Annotated in this window: 5 protein-coding genes; all 5 read right to left on the reverse strand. The window is 70.5% G+C overall.

Annotated elements, in window-relative coordinates:
* Positions 1 to 1196 (reverse strand): serine/threonine-protein kinase (locus tag AACZ35_RS12930; protein ID WP_339829958.1); only part of this gene is annotated, 1196 nt, incomplete at its 3' end.
* Between the two features lie 87 nt (positions 1197 to 1283).
* Positions 1284 to 1760, reverse strand: a complete 477-nt coding sequence (locus AACZ35_RS12935) for a DUF4442 domain-containing protein (RefSeq protein WP_339829960.1) — start codon at positions 1758 to 1760, stop codon at positions 1284 to 1286.
* 1 nt (position 1761) lies between these two features.
* On the reverse strand, positions 1762 to 2625 hold the full coding sequence (trxA, locus tag AACZ35_RS12940) for a thioredoxin (RefSeq protein WP_339829962.1): 864 nt from the start codon (positions 2623 to 2625) through the stop codon (positions 1762 to 1764).
* A 65-nt stretch (positions 2626 to 2690) separates the two neighbouring features.
* Positions 2691 to 3455: an ABC transporter permease gene (locus AACZ35_RS12945; protein WP_339829964.1), complete on the reverse strand. Its 765-nt coding sequence runs from the start codon at positions 3453 to 3455 to the stop codon at positions 2691 to 2693.
* The coding region (locus AACZ35_RS12950) for an ABC transporter ATP-binding protein (RefSeq protein WP_339829965.1) at positions 3452 to 3990 on the reverse strand (539 nt) is incomplete at its 5' end. The genes AACZ35_RS12950 and AACZ35_RS12945, both read right to left, overlap by 4 nt.

The following is a 3990-nucleotide window of genomic DNA, read 5'->3' on the forward strand; positions in this document are numbered from 1 at the left end:
GTGCTGGTGGCGACTTCCGCGCGCACCTGGTCGAAGGCGGTGGCCGGGGCGGGTGCTTCGTCGGCCGGCGGCGGCAGCGGTTCGGCTGGGGCCGGGACCGGCGCGGGCGGCGGCTCGGCGACGACGACGGCCGGCGCCGGCTCGTCCGCGGCCGCGGGCAGGGGTGGCGCTTCCTCGACGGTGAAGAAGTCGCCAGCCGGCGTTTGCGGTTCGTCCCGGCCGTCCATCAGCCAGACGATGGCCACGGCGGCCAGCAGCGCCGCCGACGCGGTGGCCAGCACCGGCTTCCACCAGCGTTCGAAAACGCCCTTCACCAGTTCCGGGTTGATCATCGGCTCGGCGCGTTTGCCGGTGGCGATCTGGTTGAGCGCACCCAGCATCTGCTGGGCGTTGCGGTAGCGGTTGTCCGGCGACTTGGCCATGGCCCGGTCGATGAACGGCTGCCAGTGTTTTTTCTCCGGGGCCAGGCGCGGCACCGGGTCCTGGGCATGCATCAGCGCCAGGGCCAGCGGGTCGGCGGCCTGGAAGGGCAGGTGGCCGGTAAGCAGTTCGTAGGCCAGCACGCCGACGCTGTAGAGGTCGGCGCGGCCGTCCACCACTTCGCCGCGCGCCTGTTCGGGCGCCATGTAGCCGCCACTGCCCACGGCCAGGCCGGCGGTGGTGATGCGGGTGGAATCGCGTTTGCTCAGGGCGATGCCGAAGTCGGTGAGCAGCGGCCGGTCGGCGTTGTCGAACAGGACGTTTTCGGCCTTGACGTCGCGGTGCACGATGCCGCGCGCATGCGCGTATTCAAGCGCCGACAGCAGCGAACGCAGCACTTCGACCGCGCGTTCTTCGTCCTGGGTGAAATCGCGCTGGCCCAGGTGGCCCTTGGCCAGGTAGGGCAGCACGTAATACAGCAGGCCCTGGCGCGTGCGTCCGACCTCGTGGATGCCGACGATGCAGGGGTGTTCGAGCTTGGCGATGGTGCGCGCCTCGTGTTCGAAGCGCTGCTTGGAGATTTCGTCGGTAAGCGCGGCGGGCGACATCACCTTGATGGCCACCTGGCGGTCCAGGGACTCCTGCACGCCCAGGTAGACCTGGGACATGCCGCCCTTGCCGATGCGCCGCAGCACGCGATAGCCCGGGATCTCCGGCATGTAGCTGGAGAGCAGCGCGGTCAGCTCGTCAGGGGAAAGTTCGTCTTCCTGCTGCATGGCGCGGTCGGGTGGGGCGGGGGGCGGGCCCTCCAGCATACGGGAGCCAGCCGTTCAGGCAAGCCGGACGTTAAAGCGTGATTTCCGTCACGTTTTATCGGTCGCCCCCGGCTCGCGGCGGTCGCGCTTGAGGCGCGTGTAAACCTGCTTGCGGTACCGGGCCACGACCTCGCCGGAGGCGTCCAGGATCGGGGTCTCGAACCAGTGCAGCACCTTGTCGCCGCCCGCGGCGGCGGCCCGGATCTGGTCCACCACGGCGTCTTCGAGCCGGAAGTCGGCCACCACGGTGCCGCGGCCGGGTTTTTCGAAGCGGATTTCGCCGGCCTGGTCCCAGACCATGTAGCCCGGCCCCAGCCGGCGCATCAGCAGGATCATCCAGAACGGGTCGGCCATCGCGAACAGGCTGCCGCCGAAATGGGTGCCGACGTAGTTGCGGTTGTACCAGCGCTGGCGCAGTTCGACCCGGGCGTGGCCGAAGTCGTCGGCGATGTCGGTCACCCGGATGCCGCTGAAGAGGAACGGCGGCCAGACGTTCATGTACCGGCGCAGGTTGGCGGCTTTCATGTCAGAACAGCAGCGAGGCCATCTTGCGGCGGTAGGTGCCGACCAGGTCTTCGTCCTCGACCACGCGGAACGCGTCGATCAGCGCCTTGCGCGGCAGGCCGTCCTCGAAGTTGCGGTCGATGCGCAGCATTTCCAGGAAGTGTTCCAGCCCGTCCTGGCTGCGGCCCCCGACGATGTCCATCGCGCCCAGCAGGTGCCGTGCGCGCAGGTCGCCGGGGTTGGCGGCGATGGCCTTTTGCAGCACGTCTGCCGGCGGCGCGTCCTTGAGCAAGGCGGCGAAACCCAGGCGCGCCCGGCCGCGCAGGGCGCGGTCGTCCTGGGCCAGGTTGGCCGGCAGCTTGTCGAGCAGGCCTTCGGCCTCGGGCACCGCGCCGGTGCGCAGCAGGGCCAGGGCCAGGTCGAGCTTGAGTTCTTCCTTGTCCGGTTCGGCCTGGGTGGCGGCGCGCAGGCGCACGACTTCTTCGTGCGGGTCCAGGGGCGCGGGCTCGGCTTCTTCGACCGGGGCCTCGGCCTCGCGGGGCAGCACGCCGTGGTGGCCCAGGAACTGGCGCAGCTGGCCCTCGGGCAGGGCGCCCGGGAAGCCATCGACGATCTGCCCGTCCTTGACCAGCATCACCGTCGGCACCGACTTGATCTGGAAATAGCCGGCCAGCTGCTGTTCCTTGTCGACGTCGACCTTGGCCAGCAGGAAGCCGCCGTTGAACTCGGCGGCCAGCTTTTCCAGCACCGGGCCCAGGGACTTGCAGGGCCCGCACCAGGTCGCCCAGAAGTCCACCAGCACCGGGACGTCCTTCGAACGCAGCAGCACGTCCTGTTCGAACGTGGGCAGGCTGGCGTCGAAAACGTGGGGATTGGCTTCGGTCATGGCGGGTCCGTTACGGGGGATCTGGACTGCAGATGGTGCCAGTTCCGCCGTGTATCAAGCCAATCTCAGGCCGGTTCGCTGCGCTGGAACCAGGCCAGGCCCAGGGCTGCGACCACTGCCGCGGCAAGCGCGCTGTAGGCCATCACCTGCGGTGCGACCGCCGGATCGCTGGCCAGGGTCTGCATGGGCAGGGACCACGGATACCAGGGGCCGAAGCGTCCCGACTGGCCGATCAGGAAGCCCATCACCGTCGCGCCCATGCCGACGCCCACCGCCACCGCGAAGCTGCGCCAGCGCAGCGCGATCCAGGTGTGCAGGGCCACCAGCAGCAGGCAGGCGGCGTAGATCTCGCCGAGGTCGCGGGCCAGCAATCCCCAGGGCGGCGCCCCGGCCAGGCCGAAGGCCGGTTTGGCCACCATCAGCAGCGCCCCGCCCAGGGGCAGCAGCGCGAACATGGCCAGCTGGGACAGGCCCACCAGCACCGCCAGTGCGAACAATTTGGCCAGGTAGTGCACCCGGCGCGGCGGCGCCAGCGCCAGCAGGTGTTTCCACTGGTTGCCCTGGTGGTCCAGGCCGGCCAGCAGGGCCGCCTGCAGCGTCACCAGCAGCGGCAGCATCAGGAAGGCCCACAGCACCAGCGTGGCCTGCACGAACGCGGCCCAGGCCTCCTCCGGCGTGGCCGGTGCGCGGCTGGCCGGGAAACTGGAAAAGGTGATCTGCAGGACATAGACGCCCACGACCACCGCGGGCGCCACCAGGCACATCCAGACCGCCAGCGTGCCGCGCAGCTTCAGGCGCTCGGCCCACAGGGCCCGCAGCAGCGTACTCATGCCGCCACCCCGCGCGCCGCGGGCGCGGTGAGTTCGAAGAACAGCGACTCCAGGGTCACCGGTTCCAGCGCCAGGTGCTGGATGCCGATGCCCTGCGCGACCAGGCGCCGGTTGATCTCGGCGGCCGGCAGGCGCGGGGTCAGGCGCAGCGCATGGCCCTCGGCCAGGGCCGGGTCTTCGCCGGCTTCGATCAGCACGCGCATGGCCCGCGCCGGCGAATCGCAGCGCAGCAGCAGCGCCGGCCGGGCGCGTTCGCGCAGCTGCGCCAGGGTGCCCTGGAAGCGCAGGCGGCCGCGGTCGAGCACGCCGACGTGGCTGGCGAGCTGGTCGATTTCGCCCAGCTGGTGGCTCGACAGGAACAGGGTCAGGCCCTCTTCGGCCACCAGCTGGCGCAGGAAGCGGCGCAGGTCCTGGGTGCCGGCAGGGTCGAGGCCATTGCCGGGTTCGTCGAGCACCAGCAGCTTCGGCCGCCCCAGCAGCGCCAGGCCGATGCCCAGCCGCTGGCGCATGCCCAGCGAATAGTCGCGCACCCGCC

It is taken from the genome of uncultured Arenimonas sp. (assembly GCF_963976025.1).
Taxonomy (GTDB): Bacteria; Pseudomonadota; Gammaproteobacteria; order Xanthomonadales; family Xanthomonadaceae; genus Arenimonas.

Excerpts from the sequence above, each read along its gene's own strand:
- AACZ35_RS12935 (WP_339829960.1), bottom strand. The coding sequence starts at position 1,760 with ATGAAAGCCGCCAACCTGCGCCGGTACATGAACGTCTGGCCGCCGTTC.
- trxA (WP_339829962.1), bottom strand. The coding sequence starts at position 2,625 with ATGACCGAAGCCAATCCCCACGTTTTCGACGCCAGCCTGCCCACGTTC.
- AACZ35_RS12945 (WP_339829964.1), bottom strand. The coding sequence starts at position 3,455 with ATGAGTACGCTGCTGCGGGCCCTGTGGGCCGAGCGCCTGAAGCTGCGC.